Raw genomic sequence first — 13,765 nt, 5'->3', positions numbered from 1 at the left:
GCAGGAGCGGCGAGTGGTTTTCGTGTTCTTGTGAGTGGCTTGCTCCCCTCTCCCGCCCTGCGGGAGAGGGGAGCAAGCCTAGCCCAACATATCGGCCCAGATACTCCTGGCCCATGCCTCACCATATCGCCCTTCCAGCACCGAAGGCGCCGCCGACAGCCCGCCCGATCCCGGCACCGTCAGCATCGTCTTCTGCCCTGCGTCATAGCGGTGCACGCTGGCGATATGGATTGCCTCGGTGGCCGACGTGAAGCTGTAGCAGGTATTGGTATAGAGCGGCGCCGGGTCCGGCTGGCGGCCGGCCAGCATCTGGAGGATGGCGGCGGCGGCCACCTTGCCGTGCTGGCTGGCCATCGTGCCCGATTTCGGCATCAGCGGGGCAATCTGGATGGCGTCGCCAAGTACATGGATATCGGGTGCCACGCGCGAGGCCATCGTCTGGAAATCCACTTCGCACCAGCGGCCATTGGCAGTGGCCAGCCCCGCGCCCACCGCAATCGCGCCGGCGCGCTGGGGCGGCAGCAGGTTGATGACGTCGGCCTTCACGTCGTCCTGCACGTCGAACCTGATCGTGCGCGTGGCCGGGTCCAGGTCGACGGCCTCGTGCTGCGGCCGGTATTCGATCAGGCCGGCGTAGCGCGTTTTCCAGACCTCGCGGAACAGCGCGGCCTTCGACGTGATGTCAGGATTGGCATCGAGCACCAGCACCTTGGCGCGCGGCTTGTGCTGCTTCAGGTAGTCCGCCACCAGGCAGGCCCGTTCGTAGGGCCCCGGCGGGCAGCGGTACGGCGCCAGCGGGATGGTCATGGCGAACGTGCCGCCATCGGGCATCGCCGCCAGCTGCCGGCGCAGCGTCTCGGTTTCCGGGCCGGCTTTCCAGGCATGCACGAACTGTGCGCCGCCGGGCGCGGCCAGGCCGGGAATCGCGCCGGTCTGCATTTCCACGCCGGGCGACAGCACGAGCCGGTCGTACGGCAGCGTCGTGCCGCCCGCCAGCCGTACCTGACGGCGGGCGGGGTCGATGGCCGTGGCACGATCGCGCACCACGCGCACGCCATGGCGGCTCGCCAGCCGGTCGTACGATACCGTCAGGTCGCCCAGCTGGCGGAAGCCCGCCACGACGAGGTTGGACAGCGGGCAGGACACGAACGCGGCGTCGGGCTCCACGAGCGTGACTTCCACGGCACCCCGGCTCCAGACGCGCAAGTAGCGCGCCGCCGTGGCACCGCCGTAGCCGCCGCCGATCACCACTACCTTGCCGGGCGCGGCCGCCCGCGCCAGCGCCGGCGTCAGTACGCCAGGCACCGAGGCGGCCAGCGCCGCCTTCAAAGCCAATCGTCGATCCATGGGTTATTTCTGATCCGCGAACCACGCGGCGATGGCCAGTATCTCGGCATCGCTGTAGCCCTTGGCGATCTGCGGCATCACGGTGCCGGGGCGCTTGCCGTTCTTGTATTCGAGCATGATCTCGGTCAGCTCCGCGCGCGGCCTGCCGGCCAGCGACGGGATCGGACTATCCGCCGGCGCGCGGCCGTCCGGGCCATGGCACACCGCGCACGAGGCAGCCTGGTTGCGCGCCTGGTCCACGCGGGCGCGCTGGGCCTCGATGGTCAGCTTGCCGGCGTCGGCCGGGCCCGCCGTCATCGGCGCGGAGGCCGGCTGGTTAGGCTGGGCCGATGCCGCTGGCGGCGCCAGGCAGGCCAGCGCGGCAAGGCCGGCCAGCCAGCGGGGGGACAACAGGTAACGCGGCGGGGGCTGCATGGCTTGTCTCTCTTGTGGGTCCTGCGGGGCCGGGTGGTCCCGGCCCATCCGTTTCAGCTTACGGCAGGTTGCGGCCCGGCGGCAGCGCCACCGGCGACGTCACGGGCGCGGCCACCGGGCTGGTGGTGGCCCCCGAACTGCCCATCGATGCCGGCGCGTCCGAAGTCACCGGCGCATTCGGCTGGCTGCCCGGCACGGTCTGCACCGGTGCCGGCGTCCCCACGGCCTCGCTGCCGGTGTTGCCGTTCTGCGAACTCGACGCCTGATCCAGGCGCGCGCGCTCGGCTTCGCTCACGTAGTCGAACACCTTGACCACCTTCTGCACGCCGCTGGCGTTGCGCGCCACATCGGTGGCCTTGTCGCCCTCGCCCGTGGTCAGCACGCCCATCAGGTAGACCACGCCCTTCTCGGTCGTGACCTTGATCGAGTTGGCCGGCACGCCGTCCGCAGTGACCAGCAGCGTCTTGACCTTGCTGGTCAGGTAGGTGTCGTTGCTGCGCGTCATGAAGCCGGGCGAGGTCGTGATCTCCAGCTCGTTGACCACCTCGCGCGCGTTGGGCAGGCCGCGCACGTACTGTTCGATCTGCTGCTTGATCTGGGCGTTGGCCGCCTCGCCCGTCAGCAGCACCTTGCGGTTGAACACCGACGTGTTCACGCGCGCCTGGCTGCTGCTGTAGCGCGTGCTCAGCGTGCTTTCGATTTCGAGCTGCAGGCCGCGGTCGATGGTCTGCGTGCCCGTGGGCCGGCGGTCGGTGGCCATCACCACGCCAGTGCCCACGGCGCCGGCCAGCACCGGGAAGCAGCCGGCAAGCTGCGTGGCCGACACCACCAGGGCAGCCACGGTCACGGCCGTGCGCGCGGCGCGGGCCAGGGAGGTCGTTGTCTGAGGAATCACGTTCGTCATGCGGGTGTCTGGATAACGGGTGGAGTGCCCGGTGGGTGGATCAAGAAATGGTTCGCAGCCTGTGGATATGGCTGTGGAATACCGGCCCAAAACTGTGTACAAGCTGTGGACGGCCATGTGGATAACCGCTCACGGCTCGCCCAGCAGCGCCTCGTCGATCCCGTCGCACAGGCAATGCAGTGTCAGGCAGTGCACTTCCTGGATGCGTGCGGTGCGATCGCTGGGCGCGCACAAATGAATATCGAACTCGCCGAGCACCGTGGCGATGCGCCCGCCGCCATGGCCGGTCAGCGCCACCACGCTCATGTCGCGCTGGTGGGCCGCCTGGATGGCCGCCACCACATTGGCCGAATCGCCCGAGGTCGACAGCGCCAGCAGGATATCGCCCGGCTGGCCCAGCGCCTCCACCTGCTTCGAGAACACCACGGAAAAATCGTAGTCGTTGCCAATGGCGGTCAGGATCGAACTGTCGGTGGTCAGCGCCAGCGCCGCCAATCCCGGCCGCTCGCGCTCGAAGCGCCCGATCAGCTCGGCGGCGAAATGCTGCGCGTCGGCGGCTGACCCGCCGTTGCCGCACGCCAGGATCTTGTTGCCGCTGGTCAGCGCCATCACCATCCGCTCCACGGCGGCGTCGATATGCGGCGCCATCAGCGCGGCCGCATGCCGCTTGGTGTCGGCGCTGTCCAGGAAATGCTGCTCGATGCTCTCAATGCTCATGGTCAGGTGACTTCTTCACAATCCCGCGCATTATGACGCAGCGTCCGGCCCGGCGTTCCCATCGAGCGAACTCAGGTCGAAGGCGTTGGCCAGCCAGTCGAGCCGGCCCGGCTCGATCGCCACCACATCCACGCGGCACGGCGGCACCTGTCCGAGCGCGGCCAGGTAGTGCGAGGCGGCCAGCAGCACGCGCCGCTGCTTGGCCGGCGTGATGCTCTGCGCGGCGCCGCCAAAGCCGCGTCCGCGCCGCTGGCGCACCTCGACGAACACCAGCGTGCCGTCGCCCGCGCGCATGATCAGATCGATCTCGCCGCCTTTGCAGCGATAATTGCGCTCGACGGGCGCCAGCCCCTGCCGCTGCAGGTAGGCCAGTGCCCGGTCCTCGGCCTGCGCGCCGCGCGCCGTGGCCGTCTGCGCCGGCCGTGGCGGCACCGCTGGCGTGGTCGATTGGAATGAGCGATTCAAAGGAAGTTCTCAAGCATGAGTGAATGGAACCAGCTGGCGGCCGGCCAGACCTACCCGCCCGGCACGCTCTACGTGGTGGCCACGCCGATCGGCAACGTCGCGGACCTGTCGCTGCGGGCGCTGCATGTGCTCGGCCTGGCCGACGCCATCGCCTGCGAGGACACCCGCAATACCGGGCAGCTCCTGACCCGCGTGGGCCTGCAGCGCCCGCTGGTGGCGGTGCACGAGCACAACGAGCGCGAGGCGGCCGTGAAGATCGTCGACCGGCTGGCGGAGGGCGAGCGCGTCGCCTATGTCTCCGACGCCGGCACCCCGGGCATTTCCGACCCCGGCGCGCGTCTCGTGGAAGCGGTGCGCGCGGCCGGCCTGCGCGTGGTGCCGCTGCCGGGGCCCAGCGCGGCGGTGACCGCGCTGTCGGTGGCCGGCGACATGCTTGAAGCCGGCGAAGGCCGCTTCACGTTCGTCGGCTTCCTGCCCGGCAAGCCCAAGGCGCGCGGCGACGCCATTGCCGGGCTGGCCGCGCTCGACCATGCCTGGGTCCTCTACGAGGCGCCGCACCGGATTGCCGATACGCTCGCCGCACTGGCCGAAGGGCTGCCGGCCACACGCCGCCTGCTGATCGGCCGCGAGCTGACCAAGCTGTTCGAGGAAACCCCGGTGCTGACCGTGGCCGACGCCCCGGCATGGCTGGCCGCCGAGGCCACGCGCGGCAAGGGGGAATTCGTGCTGGTGGTGGAAGGCGCCGGCCGGGCCGAACTGGCCGGCGACGGCGCGCCCGACGCCGAGGCGCAGCGCGTGCTGCGGCTGCTGCTGGCCGAGTTGCCGGCCAAGCGCGCCGCCAAGCTGGCCGCGTCGATCACGGGCGCCAGGACTGACGCGCTCTACCAGCTTGCGCTGGCCCAGCGCGCGGATGGCGACGGTTCGGGCGAGGACTGAAACGACAAACGGCACGCGCCGGGGCGTCGTGCCGTTTGAGAAGATTCTGAAACTGTAGAGAAGCGTGAAGCGGGCCGGCGGGAGGTCGATGGTGGAGGGTCGGGCCGTCCGCATCGCCGGGCGCCGCGCCTTACCTGCGCTTCCTGGCGGAGGACTTCGCCGCGCGGGCCTTGGCCTTCGACTTGGCCGGCACCAACGAGTTGGCGGTGTCCGGCACGTCATCGGCGCCGCTGCCGTCACCGGCTTCCGAGCCGCCCGCGTCGATGTTCGGACCCAGCGCCGCCACCTCGGTGCGCGACAGCCGGCGGATTTCCACCTGCGTGGCACCGTGGTCGACAAAGCTCAGGCGCTTGGCCGCCGCGTACGACAGATCGAGAATCCGGTTGCCGTGGTACGGGCCGCGGTCGTTGATGCGGACCACCGCCACCTTGTTGTTGCGCAGGTTGCGCACCAGCACCCAGCTATCGAGCGGCAGCGACGGGTGCGCGGCAGTCATCGCGCGCATGTCGAAGCGTTCGCCGTTGGCGGTCTTGCGGCCGTGGAAGCCCTTGCCGTACCACGACGCCACGCCACGCTGCTCGAACGTACCCATGTCAGCGCGCAGCCCGTCGATCGACGACTGCGACGGGGCGTTCTCGTCCGGCAGGCCGAACAGGTTCCAGTTGCCGCGATCGTCGGACTTTGCCGAGGCCGGCTTGTCGGCCTTCGTCTTCGCCTTGGCGGCGCGCGTGGAAATCGCGTTGGATGTTTCGGATACGGTGTCGGAATCGCTGCCCGGCGGCGTCGCGCACGCGGCCATCACCAGTGCCGCGCCGATGAGCGCGCATTGACGAAGGAAGCGGTTGGACCCGGGCACGCTGGCGCGCACGGAGCCCGGACGGAAGATGGGCAAGCTGATCATGCCGGGAGTCTAACATTGACCGTTTGAAGCTATCACCTTGATTTTGTTACGAAATCTGTTGCGAACCGCTTCAAACGCCGGTCAATTCCCCGCAATCCACCGCCTGGCAAGGGATTGCGCCCATTGCCGCAGCGCGCAATCGAAGTGCTCGTCATGTAACTTTGAGAATCGTCTTATGCCGATTTCAAACGCGCAGAAGCTGCACCGACCTCCATCGCCGCAGTGTTCGGGGGCTACAATGAGCCACCCCATTGCTGCCCGCCGCGCCTCGCTCAGGGCCCTTGAGAAGTGCCTGAAAGAACACAAGAATGAAAGTCCTGTTGATTCCCGTCACGCCGTTCCAGCAGAACTGTTCGCTGCTGATCGACGACACCACGCAGCGCGCGGCGGTCTGCGATCCGGGCGGCGACCTGAACCGGATCACCGACGCGATTGCCGGGCACGGCGTGACGCTGGAAAAGATCTTCCTGACGCACGGCCACGTGGACCACTGCGCCGGTGCGGCGGCGTTGGCGCGGCAGTTTGGCGTGCCGATCGAGGGGCCGCAGGAGGATGAACGCTTCTGGATCGAGCAGTTGCCCGAGCAGACCCGGCGCTTCGGTTTCGGACACGCCGAGGTTTTCGAGCCGGACCGCTGGTTGCAGAACGGCGACACGGTCACGTTCGGCAGCGAGACGCTGGAGGTCTATCACTGCCCCGGCCATACGCCGGGCCACGTGGTGTTCTTCTCGCGGCCGCACAAGGTGGCGATCGTCGGCGACGTGCTGTTCGCCGGCTCGATCGGTCGCACCGACTTTCCGCGCGGCAACCACGCCGACCTGATCCGCTCGATCCGCACCCGCCTGTGGCCGCTGGGCGACGATGTGACGTTCGTGCCGGGCCACGGGCCGGTCTCGACGTTCGGTGACGAGCGCCGCAGCAACCCGTTCGTGGCGGACCACCTGATCGACGCGGCCTGACGCATGGCCAGGAAACAGGCACCCGACACCCGGCCGGAAATCTACGTCAGCACCGACGTGGAGGCCGATGGCCCGATTCCGGGCCCGCACTCGATGCTGTCGTTCGCTTCGGTGGCGATGCTGGCCGACAAGACCGTGCTCGGCACGTTCTCGGCCAACCTCGACACGCTGCCCGGCGCCGCCGGCCATCCGGTGCAGATGGCCTGGTGGAAGACCCAGCCCGACGCCTGGGCCGCGTGCCGGCGCGACCTCGAAGCGCCCGAACAGGTCATGCCGCGCTATGTGGAATGGGTCGAGAGCCTGCCCGGCAAGCCGGTCTTCATCGCGTTTCCGGCCGGCTTCGATTTCACCTGGATGTTCTGGTACATGATGCGCTTCGCCGGGCGGTCGCCGTTCGGCTGGGCGGCGCTCGACATCAAGACGCTGGGCTTTGCGCTGACGGGCCGGCCGTACCGCAAGGCGGTCAAGGCCGCCTTTCCCGCCCACTGGCACGACCCGCTGCCGCACACCCATATTGCGCTGGACGACGCCCTGGAGCAGGGGGCGCTGTTCTGCAACATGCTGGCCGACATGCGCGCACGCGAGGGCCGGTTAGCCCAGTTGGACGCCGCCGGCAGCGAAAGCGACCCCTCACCTTCCACACCGGCCGCCAACTGACCGTGCGGTGGCGCGCAGGCGCGTCCGGGCGCGCCGGCACCATATTTTCGCCACGTCTCCTATATTGGAAGTGTGTAAATGGCGGCGCCGGGAACCGTCCCACCGCGCAAGCGTCGGCGCGCCGAGGAGGTGTGACCATGCGATTCCATCCCGATCTTCACTTCAAGGACGCTTCCGGCCGGCTGCACTGGCCGCACCGGTCGCATGCGCGCGCCAATGTCGTCATCCACCACCATTCGGTCACGGAAGATGCCGAGGTTGCCCGCGCGCTGGTCTATGTCAGCGTGATCACGGCACTCGTGCTGCTGGTCGTGCTGGCCGGCATCAGTTTCGGTCAGGAGGCCATGCACTGGCTGGGTGTTGCATAACCGACGACTCGCCTGAAGCGATTCGCCGACTGACCGGCCGGCCTCCGTTGCGGAGGCCGGTTCTATTTTGTGCGCCGCAGCGGCGGCGCCCGGCCCCGGACGGCTCTTACGTGAGCAGCGGTTCGACATTCCCGGGCGGCCGGCCGATGGCGGCACGGCGGTTGCGCACCACCACGGGCCGTTGCAGCAGGATGGGATTGTCGGCCACCGCCGCCAGCAGTTCGGCGTCGGTCAGCCCCTCGTCGGCCAGGTCCAGCTCCTGGTAGACGGCCTCGCCGTCGCGGATCATCTCGCGCACCGACACGCCGAGCATCGTATGGAGCTGGCGCAGTGTGGCCAGTGACGGCGGCGACTTCAGGTACTCCACGATCTCGACCGGCTCGCCCAGCCGTTGCGCGGCGCTTTCCACGAGAGTGAGCGTTTCCCTCGATTTGGAGCAACGCGGGTTGTGATAGATCGTGATCATGGCTTCCTCCTGCACGCACCGTTTCTGCGCTTTCTGAATACTCCGCACTATATACAACCCGGCACGGCAAAGGCGCGGTAAGGTCTGGCTGTGGCGCGCCGGCCTCGCAATGCCGCGGTGCGCCGCTGATCCGTTGTCATGGCCTCACGCCGTGATCGTATTTCGTCCAAATTTTCGCCATCGTGTCCACCTCTGCCGCCCCCCTCCGCCTGCCCTTCGGGCTGCGCGATGCCTCAGCCGCCGACGTTCCCGCCATCCACGCCATCTACGCGCACCACGTACAGCACGGCCGCGCCTCGTTCGAGGAGGTGGTGCCCGGCATCGACGACATGCGGCTGCGCATGGCCGAAGTCCACCGCAAGGGCCTGCCCTACATCGTGGCCGAGCGCCACGGAGACATCCTCGGCTACGCCTATGCCTCGGCCTATCGCGCCCGCAGCGCCTACCGCTTCGCCATCGAGGATTCGATCTATATCGACCATCGCCATACTGGCGAGGGGTTGGGCCGGGCGCTGCTGGCCGAGTTGATCGCGCGCTGCGAGACCGGGCCGTGGCGCCAGATGGTGGCCGTGGTCGCGGTCACGCGCAGCGGCGAAGGCGCGGGCTCGCTGGCCGTGCACGAGCGGCTGGGGTTCCGTACCGTGGGCCGGCTCGAATCGGTGGGCCTCAAGCACGGCCAGTGGATCGACACCGTGCTGATGCAGCGTCCGCTGGGGCGCGGCGACGAGACCGTGCCAGCGCCCGACGAGATCCGCGGATAACGGCTATGCGGCGGCCAGCAGTGCCGGCAATGCGCTGCCGCACCACGCTTCCACGTGTTCGAAGGCATGGGTAACGGCTTCGGGCCGCACCATGCCTTCGAGCCGGATCACCTCCACGCGGGCCAGGCCAATGGTGCCGAGCACGTATTTCAGATAGGGCGTGAAGAAATCCTGCTGGCTGCCGGGGCGGTCGTCGAACCGGCCGCCGCATGACACCAGCGCAAGAACCGGGCGGTCCCGCAGCAGCGGCTGCTTGCCCTGGGGCGTGCCGGCGAAGGTCCGTTCCGGACGCACGACGAGATCGATCCACGTTTTCAGCGCGGCCGGCACCGTGAAGTTATGGATCGGCGTGGTGATCAGTACCAGGTCGGCGGCCTGCAGTTCGGCGATCAGCGTCTCCGACAGCGCCAGCGCGGCCGGATCGGCGTCGGTGCGCCTGGCGGCCACGACCATGTTGGCGTGCGTGAACGCCGCGCCGATCGGCGGCAAGGGGTCGGCCGCGAGGTCGCGCTCGATCACGGTCAGTTCCCCGCCATCGAGGCTGGCGTGGGCGGCCAGGTGCGTGCGCACGCGCAGCCCGGCGCGGCGGCTGGTGGATTCGGCGCCGCGCGGGCTGACGTTGATATGAAGCAGTGTGGTCATGGCTCAGTTCGCCCCGTCGATCGGAAAATAGAAACGCAGCGCGCGCGCCAGCAGGCCGTTGCGGTAATAGAAGCGGTGCCCCAGCACGTTGGTCAGCGGGGTATCGAGCACGAGCTGCGTGCAGCCGGCGGCTTCGGTCTGGGCCTTGAGCCAGTCCATCAGCCGCTGGCCGTACCCGCCGCTGCGCGCGGCGGCATCGGTCACGAGATCATCCACGTAGAGATGGCGGCCGACGATCAGGTTGTCGGCGATCCGGTACCCGGCCAGCGCCACGAGCCGGTCTTCGTCCCAGACGCCGGCCAGGCGATAGCCATCGGCGGACTGGCGGCGCCAGCGCGCCACGAATTCGGCGGCATCGGCCAGGTGCGGGCGCAACTGGTGCATCAGCGGGAAGGCGGCCGCCACCTGGTCGGCGGTTTCCAGTACGGCAATCGGGTTCATGCGGACGCTCCCTGCTCCGCCGGGGGCGGCGGGAAGTGCAGGCCCACGGCGATGCGGTTCCACGCGTTGATCGACGCCACCGTGGCGGCCAGATAGACCATTTCCTGCTCGTCGAAGACGCTGCGCGCCTCCGCCAGCGCGGCGTCGCGGGCGAACGGGTCGGTCAGGTGCGTGAGCGCCTCGGCCCAGCCCAGCGCGGCAGTCTCGCGGTCGGTGTAGATGCCGGCGTCGCGCCAGCCGGCCAGCAGGTCGAACTTGCGCGGGTCGATATCGAGCTTGCGCGCGATATTCAGGTGGAACTGCAGGCAGAACGCGCAGCCGTTGATCTGCGAGACGCGCAGCTTGACCAGTTCGGTCAGCGTCTTGTCGAGGCCGGAAGCGGCCACGGCCTTGCTGACGCCGCCCAGCGACGCGTAGACCTCGGGCGCGGTTTTCGTGAACGTCTGGAAATCCATGGGGCCTCCTTCGGTTAAGATGTCAGAGTTCGAACAACAATGTCAGAACTCTAACATCATGGCGAAAACCTTGCCGACCAGAGGGGCAAGCGCGGCGGCGGCGGCTTCCACCACCCCGATTCCGGCACCCGGCCAGGGCAAACGTGGCGAAAGCGGCTATCTGGCGTATCTGCTACGTCAGGCGAGCGCCGCCAACCGGCTGCAACTGGAGCGCGCGCTGGACGATCTGGGCGTGACCGTGCCGCAGTTCTTCGTGCTGACGATGCTGGGCGCGTACCCGGGCGCGTCCGGTGCCGACGTGGCGCGGCTGGCGCTGCTGACGCCGCAGACGGTCAGCGTGATCATGAACAACCTGGAAAAACTCGGCGCCATCGAACGGCAGCCGCACCCGGTGCATGGACGCATCCAGACCATTGCGCTGACCGAGGCGGGATTGGAACTGCTGGGACACTGCAAGACGCGAGCGACCGAGGTGGACAAGGCGCTGCGGGCGGGACTGACCGCTGAGGAAGAGCAGATCGTGCGGCGCTGGCTGGTGAGCCAGGCGGTGCCGGGGGGTGTGGCGGAGTCGTGATTGGCGCCCCTCTCCCGCAAAGTGGGAGAGGGGCGCAAACCACCATCAGCCCAGCAGATCCGACAGCGCCAGGGCCACCACCTTCGTGGCGCGGTTCAGGTCGTTCAGGCGCAGGTTTTCGTCCGAATTGTGGCCGCGCGCTTCCATCAGCGTGCGCGGGCCGGCGCCGTACAGGACGGTGGGGATGCCGCGGCTCGTGTAGTGGCGGGCGTCGGTGTAGAGCGGCACGCCCTGCACCGGGATTTCCACGCCGAACACCGATTCGGCACGGGTCTTCAGCGCGCCAATCAGCTTGTCCACGCCCGGCAGTTCCGACAGCGGCTCGGCCAGGATGATGCGCTCGACCTTGACCTCGATGCCCGGACGCTCCTGCGCGGCCTTCTCCACCACGGCGCGCAGTTCGCCTTCGGCGTCGAAGCCGATCTCTTCGGGAATCATGCGGCGGTCCACGCGGAACGTGACGAGGTCAGGCACCACGTTGGTGTTGATGCCGCCCTTGATCAGGCCCACGTTCAGCGTGGCGGTGTCGATGCCGGGCACCTTGCTCTTGCGCGTGGCCAGTTCGGCGCGCAGGCCGTAGATGGCCTGCAGGATGTGCGTGGCGGCCTCGATGGCGTCCACGCCGGTGTGCGGCATGGCGGCGTGGCCCTGCTTGCCCTTGACCGTCACTTCCACGTGCAGGCAGCCGTTGTGCGCCGACGTGATGCCGTACGAGAAGCCGGCCGAGATCGCGTAGTCGGGCTTGGTCAGGCCCTCGTCGAGCAGGAACTTCGGGCCGATGTCGCCGCCGGTTTCCTCGTCGTACGTGAATTGCAGTTCCACGGTGCCGTTGAGCTTGGCGCCCTGCTTCTCGGCTTCGATCAGCGCCAGCACGGCGTAGGCGTAGGTGGCGAAGTCAGACTTCGACACCGCCACCCCGCGGCCGTACATGACCGGGCCGTGCTCGCTGTCGGCGATCTCGCCGCCGTAAGGATCCTTGGTCCAGCCCAGGCCCGGCGGCACCACGTCGCCGTGGGCGTTCATCGCAATGGTCGGGCCGCCGCTGCCGAACGTCTTGCGCACCAGCAGGTTGGTGGCGCTGATCATGCCGGCCGCCTTGACCTTGTCTTCGGGCACCTTGTGGGCCTCGACCTTGAAGCCCAGCCCTTCGAGCAGTGCCTTGGCGCGCAGGCCGTGGGCCTCGCAGTCGCCGGCGGGGTTGTCGGACGGCACCTTGACCAGCTCGGCCAGGAACGACTCCTGCTGCGGGCGCTGGGTGTCGATGTACTGGGTCAGCGTGGTTTCGATCGGGTTCATGTTGTCTCGTGCGGTCATCTTCGTATCTTTCGGAGTTGTCTTAGTTTGGCATCGTCGTTTCTTTAAATCTGCGCGATGCTCGGCTGTGTCGTTACTGGGTACGCTGGAAATGCTCGACGAAATCGGCGAAGACGGCGGCGGCGGTCTGCGCGTCCTCGGCGGTCATCGTCTCGGTAGGGTGGTGGCTGATGCCGCCGTTGCCGCAGCGCACGAACAGCATGGCCACGTCGGCAATGGCGGCGATGGCCATGGCGTCATGGCCCGCGCCAGACGGCAGGTGCCGCACCGGCACGCCCTGGCGCGCCACGGCGGCGGCCCATTGTGCTTGCAGCCACGGCGCGCACGGCACGCTGGCGGCCTCGTGGGTCTTGCGCAGTTGCACGCGCACGTTGCGGCGCGCGCAGATGCGCTCGATCCCGGCCAGCACGTCGTTGACGGCCGCCTCGCGCTCGGCATCGACACCGGCGCGGATATCGATGGAAAACACCGCGCGGCCCGGCACCACGTTGGTGGCGCCGTTCGGCACGTTGAACTGGCCCACGGTGCCCACCAGGCCCGGCTTGCCGCCGCAGCGCTTCTCGATATAGAGGCCGATCTCGGCGCCGGCCATCGCGGCATCGCGGCGCATGTCCATGGGCACGGTGCCGGCATGGCCGGCCAGCCCTTCGAGTTCGACGATGTAGCGCGTGGCGCCCGAGATGGCGGTGACCACGCCAACCGGCAGGCCCTCGTTGAGCAGCACCGGGCCCTGTTCGATATGCACTTCGATGAAGCCGAGCACCTTGCCGCGGTCATGCTGCGCGCCGGGCAGTTGCGCGGCATCGAAGCCGGCGGCGCGCATCACCTCGCGCATGGTCTGGCCCGAGTCGTCGACGTTGTCGAGCACGTTGGTGTCGAACGTGCCCGCGATGGCCCGGCTGCCCAGCAGCGTGGCCTTGAAGCGCACGCCCTCTTCCTCGGCAAACCCGACCACTTCGAGCGCGAACGGAAAGCGGCGCCCCTGGCGGTTCCACTCGGCCACGCAGGCAATCGGCAGGATCACGCCAAGATTGCCGTCATAGCGGCCCGCATCGCGCACGGTGTCGAAGTGCGAGCCGGTCAGCAGCGCCGGAGCGCCGGGCTCGGTGCCCTCGTAGCGGCCGATCACGTTGCCGGCCACGTCGCGGCGCACGGTCATGCCGGCCGCCTGCATCCATTCGGTCAATTGCGCGGCGGCGCCGTGGTGGGCATCGGTCAGATAGGTGCGGGTCAGCATGCCGGGCTGCTCGGTGTGCGCGGCCAGCGTGTCGGCCCAGGCCATGATGCGGGCGCCGGTATCGGCGGCCAGCGAGGCGGGGGCGGCCGGGGTAGCGGAAAGGGTTGCTGCCATGTGCGTGTGTCTCCTGCTGAAAGTTGCCTGAGCCTGGTAGTCAGGAAAGCCGGTCAGCGTGCAAGTCGCGGGCCAGCCGGGCGGGCGCCCATG

Annotated in this window: 18 protein-coding genes; 6 read left to right on the top strand and 12 right to left on the bottom strand. The window is 68.6% G+C overall.

Features of this window, described 5'->3' with window-relative positions; genetic code table 11:
• Window positions 1-78: 78 nt before the first annotated feature.
• The 5 genes from EV147_RS23995 to EV147_RS23975 all read right to left on the bottom strand — a co-directional run bounded on the left by EV147_RS23995 (window position 79) and on the right by EV147_RS23975 (window position 3,847).
• Window positions 79-1,347 (bottom strand): NAD(P)/FAD-dependent oxidoreductase, encoded by a 1,269-nt coding sequence (locus EV147_RS23995; protein ID WP_130393728.1) that lies wholly within the window; start codon window positions 1,345-1,347, stop codon window positions 79-81.
• 3 nt (window positions 1,348-1,350) lie between these two features.
• A complete protein-coding gene (locus EV147_RS23990) occupies window positions 1,351-1,761 on the bottom strand; it encodes a c-type cytochrome (protein WP_130393727.1) in 411 nt (136 codons plus the stop codon).
• Between the two features lie 58 nt (window positions 1,762-1,819).
• A complete protein-coding gene (locus EV147_RS23985) occupies window positions 1,820-2,665 on the bottom strand; it encodes a BON domain-containing protein (RefSeq protein ID WP_130393726.1) in 846 nt (281 codons plus the stop codon).
• A gap of 129 nt (window positions 2,666-2,794) precedes the next feature.
• Window positions 2,795-3,382 (bottom strand): phosphoheptose isomerase, encoded by a 588-nt coding sequence (locus EV147_RS23980; RefSeq protein ID WP_130393725.1) that lies wholly within the window; start codon window positions 3,380-3,382, stop codon window positions 2,795-2,797.
• A 30-nt stretch (window positions 3,383-3,412) separates the two neighbouring features.
• Window positions 3,413-3,847, bottom strand: a complete 435-nt coding sequence (locus EV147_RS23975) for a YraN family protein (RefSeq protein ID WP_407923285.1) — start codon at window positions 3,845-3,847, stop codon at window positions 3,413-3,415.
• Window positions 3,848-3,862: 15 nt separating this feature from the next.
• Between EV147_RS23975 and rsmI the strand changes: the two genes are divergently transcribed.
• A complete protein-coding gene (gene rsmI, locus EV147_RS23970) occupies window positions 3,863-4,783 on the top strand; it encodes a 16S rRNA (cytidine(1402)-2'-O)-methyltransferase (RefSeq protein ID WP_130393724.1) in 921 nt (306 codons plus the stop codon).
• Window positions 4,784-4,913: 130 nt separating this feature from the next.
• On the opposite strand, the gene EV147_RS23965 is transcribed toward rsmI, so the two are convergent.
• On the bottom strand, window positions 4,914-5,684 hold the full coding sequence (locus EV147_RS23965) for a septal ring lytic transglycosylase RlpA family protein (RefSeq protein ID WP_198680349.1): 771 nt from the start codon (window positions 5,682-5,684) through the stop codon (window positions 4,914-4,916).
• A gap of 308 nt (window positions 5,685-5,992) precedes the next feature.
• On the opposite strand from EV147_RS23965, the gene EV147_RS23960 reads away from it, so the two are divergent.
• The 3 genes from EV147_RS23960 to EV147_RS23950 all read left to right on the top strand — a co-directional run bounded on the left by EV147_RS23960 (window position 5,993) and on the right by EV147_RS23950 (window position 7,668).
• On the top strand, window positions 5,993-6,643 hold the full coding sequence (locus EV147_RS23960) for an MBL fold metallo-hydrolase (RefSeq protein WP_130393723.1): 651 nt from the start codon (window positions 5,993-5,995) through the stop codon (window positions 6,641-6,643).
• Window positions 6,644-6,646: 3 nt separating this feature from the next.
• Entirely contained in the window at window positions 6,647-7,300 is a 654-nt protein-coding gene (locus EV147_RS23955; RefSeq protein ID WP_130393722.1) for a 3'-5' exonuclease family protein, read from the top strand.
• A 137-nt stretch (window positions 7,301-7,437) separates the two neighbouring features.
• Window positions 7,438-7,668, top strand: a complete 231-nt coding sequence (locus EV147_RS23950; RefSeq protein ID WP_130393721.1) for a hypothetical protein — start codon at window positions 7,438-7,440, stop codon at window positions 7,666-7,668.
• 106 nt (window positions 7,669-7,774) lie between these two features.
• Here the strand turns inward: EV147_RS23950 and arsC are convergent, their stop codons facing one another.
• A complete protein-coding gene (arsC, locus tag EV147_RS23945) occupies window positions 7,775-8,134 on the bottom strand; it encodes an arsenate reductase (glutaredoxin) (RefSeq protein WP_130393720.1) in 360 nt (119 codons plus the stop codon).
• A 182-nt stretch (window positions 8,135-8,316) separates the two neighbouring features.
• Between arsC and EV147_RS23940 the strand changes: the two genes are divergently transcribed.
• Window positions 8,317-8,895, top strand: coding sequence for a GNAT family N-acetyltransferase (locus tag EV147_RS23940; RefSeq protein WP_130393719.1), 579 nt, complete (start codon window positions 8,317-8,319; stop codon window positions 8,893-8,895).
• Window positions 8,896-8,898: 3 nt separating this feature from the next.
• On the opposite strand, the gene EV147_RS23935 is transcribed toward EV147_RS23940, so the two are convergent.
• Genes EV147_RS23935 through EV147_RS23925 form a run of 3 tightly spaced genes read right to left on the bottom strand, consistent with a single transcriptional unit; the run spans window position 8,899 to window position 10,433 of the window.
• Window positions 8,899-9,537 (bottom strand): FMN-dependent NADH-azoreductase, encoded by a 639-nt coding sequence (locus EV147_RS23935; RefSeq protein ID WP_130393718.1) that lies wholly within the window; start codon window positions 9,535-9,537, stop codon window positions 8,899-8,901.
• A 3-nt stretch (window positions 9,538-9,540) separates the two neighbouring features.
• On the bottom strand, window positions 9,541-9,978 hold the full coding sequence (locus EV147_RS23930; protein ID WP_130393717.1) for a GNAT family N-acetyltransferase: 438 nt from the start codon (window positions 9,976-9,978) through the stop codon (window positions 9,541-9,543).
• On the bottom strand, window positions 9,975-10,433 hold the full coding sequence (locus tag EV147_RS23925) for a carboxymuconolactone decarboxylase family protein (RefSeq protein WP_130393716.1): 459 nt from the start codon (window positions 10,431-10,433) through the stop codon (window positions 9,975-9,977). Before EV147_RS23925 ends, EV147_RS23930 begins: the two co-directional genes overlap by 4 nt.
• 58 nt (window positions 10,434-10,491) lie before the next feature.
• Between EV147_RS23925 and EV147_RS23920 the strand changes: the two genes are divergently transcribed.
• Window positions 10,492-11,007 (top strand): MarR family winged helix-turn-helix transcriptional regulator, encoded by a 516-nt coding sequence (locus EV147_RS23920; RefSeq protein WP_130393715.1) that lies wholly within the window; start codon window positions 10,492-10,494, stop codon window positions 11,005-11,007.
• Window positions 11,008-11,052: 45 nt separating this feature from the next.
• On the opposite strand, the gene EV147_RS23915 is transcribed toward EV147_RS23920, so the two are convergent.
• Both EV147_RS23915 and EV147_RS23910 read right to left on the bottom strand, forming a co-directional pair.
• Window positions 11,053-12,321 (bottom strand): M20/M25/M40 family metallo-hydrolase, encoded by a 1,269-nt coding sequence (locus EV147_RS23915; RefSeq protein ID WP_130393714.1) that lies wholly within the window; start codon window positions 12,319-12,321, stop codon window positions 11,053-11,055.
• A gap of 73 nt (window positions 12,322-12,394) precedes the next feature.
• Window positions 12,395-13,672 carry an allantoate amidohydrolase gene (locus EV147_RS23910; protein WP_130393713.1) on the bottom strand — a complete coding sequence of 426 codons (1,278 nt, stop codon included), beginning with the start codon at window positions 13,670-13,672 and terminating at the stop codon, window positions 12,395-12,397.
• Window positions 13,673-13,765 lie beyond the last annotated feature (93 nt).

Source organism: Cupriavidus agavae (assembly GCF_004217045.1).
In the GTDB taxonomy this organism is placed as follows: domain Bacteria; phylum Pseudomonadota; class Gammaproteobacteria; order Burkholderiales; family Burkholderiaceae; genus Cupriavidus; species Cupriavidus agavae.
Note: the sequence above shows the minus strand (reverse complement) of the source record. Positions and strands in the feature narration are given on the sequence as shown.